The 5,991-nt window shown below is 68.0% G+C and carries 4 protein-coding genes and 2 pseudogenes; all 6 read right to left on the bottom strand.

Annotation, left to right across the window (positions count from 1 at the left end; all coding sequences use genetic code 11):
• Positions 1-95, bottom strand: a 95-nt coding sequence (locus JNW89_RS25100; RefSeq protein WP_365731422.1) for a 30S ribosomal protein S10, incomplete at its 3' end; no start/stop codon positions are given.
• Between the two features lie 351 nt (positions 96-446).
• Entirely contained in the window at positions 447-1,640 is a 1,194-nt protein-coding gene (gene tuf, locus JNW89_RS25095; protein ID WP_238450762.1) for an elongation factor Tu, read from the bottom strand.
• 222 nt (positions 1,641-1,862) lie between these two features.
• Positions 1,863-3,959, bottom strand: a complete 2,097-nt coding sequence (gene fusA, locus JNW89_RS25090) for an elongation factor G (protein WP_309140027.1) — start codon at positions 3,957-3,959, stop codon at positions 1,863-1,865.
• A gap of 74 nt (positions 3,960-4,033) precedes the next feature.
• Positions 4,034-4,503: pseudogene (gene rpsG, locus JNW89_RS25085) on the bottom strand (30S ribosomal protein S7).
• 1 nt (position 4,504) lies between these two features.
• Positions 4,505-4,879, bottom strand: coding sequence for a 30S ribosomal protein S12 (gene rpsL, locus JNW89_RS25080; protein WP_007465318.1), 375 nt, complete (start codon positions 4,877-4,879; stop codon positions 4,505-4,507).
• A gap of 470 nt (positions 4,880-5,349) precedes the next feature.
• A pseudogene (locus JNW89_RS25075) lies at positions 5,350-5,775 on the bottom strand (hypothetical protein).
• Positions 5,776-5,991: the final 216 nt, after the last annotated feature.

The following is a 5,991-nucleotide window of genomic DNA, read 5'->3' as shown; positions in this document are numbered from 1 at the left end:
GTACGCGTCACCGTCTCGACGATCTTCCGCGCCGAGGAGTCGACGACCTCGTGGTCATAGGCCTTGAGCCGGATGCGGATCTTCTGTCCCGCCATGGTGGCTTCTGTTCCTTCTCTCGATGCCGCTGTGTTGCGGGCGCTGTACCGGCTGGTACAGGCCCACTTCGCCGACCCCCGCGGTCGGGCGTGTCGCGCCCTCGGGCCAGGCTCCGCCCCGGGACTCCGGAGCGATTCTCAGACCACGCGGTGGGTCAAGGCGCCGATCGCATCACAGCGATCTGGACGCCGTGCGAGGGTGTTGACCGCCAGGGGCGATCAACCACCCTACGCGCGACTGTTGGTCTCCCGGAGGTCCAGCTTTCACCGGACGCAGGTGACTAACCGTCGTTACGCAACCTGACTAGTATGCCGCACGACCGGCGGCCACGCTAATCGGGGTTACCCAGCTCACTTGAGGATGCTGGTGACGCGACCAGCGCCGACCGTACGACCACCCTCGCGGATCGCGAACTTGAGGTTCTCCTCCATGGCGATCGGCTGGATCAGCTTCACGGTCATGGTGGTGTTGTCGCCCGGCATGACCATCTCGGTGCCCTCGGGCAGCGTGACGACGCCGGTGACGTCCGTGGTCCGGAAGTAGAACTGCGGACGGTAGTTCTGGAAGAACGGGGTGTGCCGGCCGCCCTCCTCCTTGGAGAGGATGTAGACCGTCGCCTCGAACTCCGTGTGCGGGGTCGTGGTGCCCGGCTTGATGACGACCATGCCGCGCTCGACGTCCTCGCGCTTGATGCCGCGCAGCAGCAGACCGACGTTCTCACCCGCACGGGCCTCGTCGAGCAGCTTGCGGAACATCTCGATGCCGGTGCAGGTGGTCTTCATCGACTTCTCGCGGATGCCGACGATCTCCACCTCCTCGTTCGGCTTGAGGATGCCGCGCTCGGCGCGACCGGTGACAACGGTGCCACGACCGGTGATCGTGAAGACGTCCTCGATCGGCATGAGGAACGGCTTCTCGGTCTCGCGCTCCGGCTGCGGGATCGCGGTGTCGACGGCGTTCATCAGGTCCATCAGGCGACCGGTCCACTCCGGGTCGCCCTCGAGGGCCTTCAGCGCCGAGACCCGGACGACCGGCAGGTCGTCACCCGGGTACTCCTGCGAGGAGAGCAGCTCACGGACCTCGAGCTCGACGAGCTCCAGGAGCTCCTCGTCGTCGACCATGTCGCTCTTGTTGAGCGCCACGACGATGTACGGCACACCGACCTGACGGGCCAGCAGCACGTGCTCGCGGGTCTGCGGCATCGGGCCGTCGGTCGCCGCCACCACCAGGATCGCGCCGTCCATCTGCGCGGCACCGGTGATCATGTTCTTGATGTAGTCGGCGTGACCGGGGCAGTCGACGTGCGCGTAGTGACGCGCCTCGGTCTGGTACTCGACGTGCGCGATGGAGATCGTGATGCCGCGGGCCTTCTCCTCCGGCGCCTTGTCGATCTCGTCGAACGGCGTGTACGGGTTCAGGTCCGGGAACTGGTCGTGCAGGACCTTGGTGATGGCCGCCGTCAGCGTCGTCTTACCGTGGTCGATGTGACCAATGGTGCCGATGTTGACGTGCGGCTTAGTCCGCTCGAACTTCGCCTTCGCCACTGGTGTCCTCCTGTGGACTTCTTGGTTCGTTCGCCCCGGCGCGCCGATTGGCGCTTAGGACTCTGTCGACAGCCTTTCCGGCCTGGCGGCCGGAGAGCTTTGGTGGGTTCTGCGGCGATGAAGCCTACAGGCCCGGTCTCACACAACCCGATCGAGGTGGCCGCGGGCGGGGAGTGCCCTCCCGCGACCAGCCTCGAACCATCGGATCAACTCAGGTGAGCGTCACTCACCAGTCGCCTTGGCGATGATCTCCTTCGCCACGCTCTGCGGAACTTCGGCGTAGGAGTCGAACTGCATGCTGTAGCTAGCCCGGCCCTGGGTCTTCGACCGCAGGTCGCCGACGTAGCCGAACATCTCCGACAGCGGCACCAGGGCCCGGACGATACGGGCGCCGCTGCGCTCCTCCATCGCCTGGATGATGCCGCGCCGGGAGTTGAGGTCGCCGATGACGTCACCCATGTTCTCCTCAGGAGTGGTGACTTCAACGGCCATCATCGGCTCGAGGAGCGCGGGGTCGGCCTTGCGGGCCGCCTCCTTCATCACCATCGAGCCGGCGATCTTGAATGCCATTTCCGACGAGTCGACCTCGTGGTACTGACCGTCCAGCAGCGTCAGCTTGACACCCACCAGCGGGAAGCCGGCGAGGATGCCGTACTGCATCGCGTCCTGGGCACCCGCGTCCACCGAGGGGATGAACTCCCGGGGGATGCGGCCACCGGTGACGGCGTTGGCGAACTCGTAGGTCGGCGAGTCGTTGTCCAGCGGCAGCGGCTCGACGCTCACGATCACGCGGGCGTACTGGCCGGAACCACCGGTCTGCTTCTTGTGGGTGTACTCGATCTTCTCCACCTTGCGGCGGATCGTCTCGCGGTACGCCACCTGCGGCTTGCCGATGTTCGCCTCGACGTTGAACTCGCGGCGCATCCGGTCCACCAGGATGTCCAGGTGCAGCTCGCCCATGCCGGAGATGACCGTCTGACCGGTCTCCTCGTCCAGCTTGACGCGGAAGGTCGGGTCCTCCTCGGCCAGCCGCTGGATGGCGGTGCTGAGCTTCTCCTGGTCGGCCTTGGTCTTCGGCTCGATCGCGACCTCGATGACCGGCTCCGGGAAGGTCATCGACTCCAGGATGACCGGGTTCGCCGGGTCGCAGAGGGTGTCACCGGTGGTGGTCTGCTTGAGACCCTGCACCGCGATGATGTCGCCAGCCTGGGCCGAGCCGCGCTCTTCCCGCTTGTTGGCGTGCATCTGGTAGATCTTGCCGATCCGCTCCTTGCGGTCCTTGGTGGAGTTGACCACCTGGGTACCGGTCTCGACCATGCCGGAGTAGACCCGGACGTAGGTGAGCTTGCCGAGGTGCTTGTCGGTCTGGATCTTGAAGGCCAGGCCGGAGAAGGGCTCCGACTTGGACGGCTTCCGCTGCAGCGGGGTCTCGCCGTCGGTGGCCGTACCCTCGATCGCCGGAACGTCCAGCGGCGACGGCAGGAAGTCGACGACGGCGTCGAGCATGGGCTGCACGCCCTTGTTCTTGAACGCCGAGCCGCAGAGCACCGGGTTGGCCTTGCTGGCGATGGTGGCCCGACGGATGGCGGCCTTGATCTCCTCGACGGAGATCTCCTCGCCCTCCAGGTACTTCTCCATCACCGCGTCGTCGACGTCGGCCAGGGTCTCCATCAGCTTCTCGCGCCACTCCGCCGCGGAGTCGGCCAGCTCGGCCGGGATCTCCTCGATGGCGTAGTCCTCACCCTTCTGGGTCTCCCCGCGCCAGGTGAGGGCGCGCATGCCGATCAGGTCGACGACGCCGATGTGGTCGCCCTCGAGGCCGATCGGGATCTGGAGCACCAGCGGGGTGGCGTTGAGCCGGTCGATCATCATCTGCACGCAGCGGAAGAAGTCGGCACCGGTCCGGTCGAGCTTGTTGACGAAGCACATCCGCGGGACGTGGTACTTGTCGGCCTGACGCCAGACGTTCTCCGTCTGCGGCTCCACGCCGGCGACACCGTCGTAGACCGCGACCGCACCGTCCAGCACCCGCAGCGACCGCTCGACCTCGACCGTGAAGTCGACGTGACCGGGCGTGTCGATGATCTGGATCGTGTGGCCCTTCCACTCACACTTGGTGGCAGCGGAGGTGATGGTGATACCACGCTCCTGCTCCTGCTCCATCCAGTCCATGACGGCAGCGCCCTCGTGGACCTCACCGATCTTGTACGTGATACCGGTGTAGAACAGGATCCGCTCGGTGGTCGTGGTCTTACCGGCATCGATGTGCGCCATGATGCCGATGTTGCGTACGTTGGCGAGCGCGTCTGCGGCGGCCACTTCAATCCCTACTTATCGTCGTCTCGACTCGACTGGTGGCGGTTCCGGCGCCGGTCCGGCGCCGAACCAGGGTGTTACCAGCGGTAGTGCGCGAAGGCCTTGTTGGACTCGGCCATCTTGTGCGTGTCCTCGCGCCGCTTGACGGCGGCACCCAGACCGTTGCTCGCGTCCAGCAGCTCGTTCATCAGCCGCTCGACCATGGTCTTCTCACGACGGGCCTTGGAGTACGTCACCAGCCAGCGCAGACCGAGGGTGGTCGCGCGGGCCGGACGGACCTCGACCGGCACCTGGTAGGTCGCGCCACCGACGCGGCGGCTGCGGACCTCGAGGGTCGGCTTGACGTTGTCCATCGCGCGCTTGAGCGTGACGACCGGGTCGGTGCCGCTCTTCTCGCGGCAGCCCTCCAGGGCGGCGTACACGATGCGCTCGGCGAGCTGACGCTTACCGCGCATCAGGATCTTGTTCACCAGCTGGTGACCAACGGCGAGTTGTACACCGGGTCAGCGACCAGCGGCTTCCGCGGAGCGGGTCCCTTACGCGGCATGTCAGCTCTTCTCCTTCTTCGCGCCGTACCGGCTGCGCGCCTGCTTGCGGTTGCGGACACCCTGGGTGTCCAGCGAACCGCGGACGATCTTGTACCGCACGCCGGGGAGGTCCTTCACCCGGCCGCCGCGGACGAGCACGATCGAGTGCTCCTGCAGGTTGTGACCGACGCCCGGGATGTAGGCGGTCACCTCGATCTGGCTGCTGAGCTTGACACGAGCGACCTTGCGGAGCGCCGAGTTCGGCTTCTTGGGGGTGGTGGTGTACACGCGGGTGCACACACCGCGCCGCTGAGGGCTGCCCTTCAGCGCCGGGGTCTTGGTCTTGGTCGTCTTGGCCTGGCGGCCCTTTCGGACCAGCTGCTGGATGGTGGGCACCGGGTTTCTCCGCTCCCTTCGGCCGCTCACGCGGCCGCGCCGTCTGCTCGTTAGCCGACCTGATGGACGGCTCTCCTACATTCCGACCAGGGCCACCTCACGGAGGTCCCGGCACCCGCGGTCGGGCGTGTCGCCCAGCTCACGGTCCCGGTGCCGTCGCTCGCGCGTCGCACCGGATTGTGTTCGCCGGCACGCGGTTGACCGTGCGCCGGGTCTTGGACTGTGTCGTACGGCCGCTCGATCACCGGATAAGCCGGGACCCGCGCACGCACGAGTTGCCCGGGCGGGCCCGGGCACAAGGGGAAAGAGTACCTACCACAGCCTCGCAGGTCAAAACGGAATGGTCCGGCGGATCTCAAACCCCGCCGGTCGCCCGCCCCGTGGCGCCTGCTCGCCCGTGGTGGGCACCTACGGCTCCAAGTGTACCGGCTGCCCGCGGAAGCGGCCCGTCGCCCCCGCCGCGACCGCCGTCACCCGAACTGCAGCAGCAACGCCAGCCCCAGGCCCGCCAGGCAGAGCAGCAGACCCGTCGCCCCGCAGCTGATCCCGGCCGTGGCCAGCCCTCGCCCGGTGAACCGGACCGCCGGCGGCGGCGCCGCCCGCCCGATCTGCCGCCGGGCCAGCAGCCCGGCCACGATCGCGGCCCGCCCCCGGCCAGCACACCCGGCACGGTGAACGCGCCGGCCGCCCAGGCCCCGCCGTACCGCGCCGCCCCGACGCCGAAACAGACCACCAGCACCGACACCAGGATCGACACCACCCCGGCCACCAGCGAGCCCCACCGCCGGACCGGAGGTCACCGCGGGCACGTCGAGATGGACCACCCCGAACGGGGTACCCGGTACCGCGTCGACCCGCTTGGGCGGTCTGGGCGCCTCCCGCGGCGGCGGGGGCAGCCAACCCGGACCGGCCGCCAGCCACCGCCCGGCGTTCCACCGAGGTACGCCCCCGCCGGAAGCGGGGACGGCCCCGGGTACGACCCGGACACCTGACCCGGCTGCCCCGGCGACAGCTGGCCGGGGTGACCACCGGAAACCTGACCCGGCTGCGCCGGCGAGAACTGGCCGGGGTGACCGCCGAAGGGCTGACCTGGCGACAACTGCCCGGGGTAC

Source organism: Micromonospora sp. 4G55, assembly GCF_016803375.1.
The sequence above is the reverse complement of the archived record's forward strand: the minus strand, read 5'-3'. Positions and strand labels throughout refer to the sequence as shown.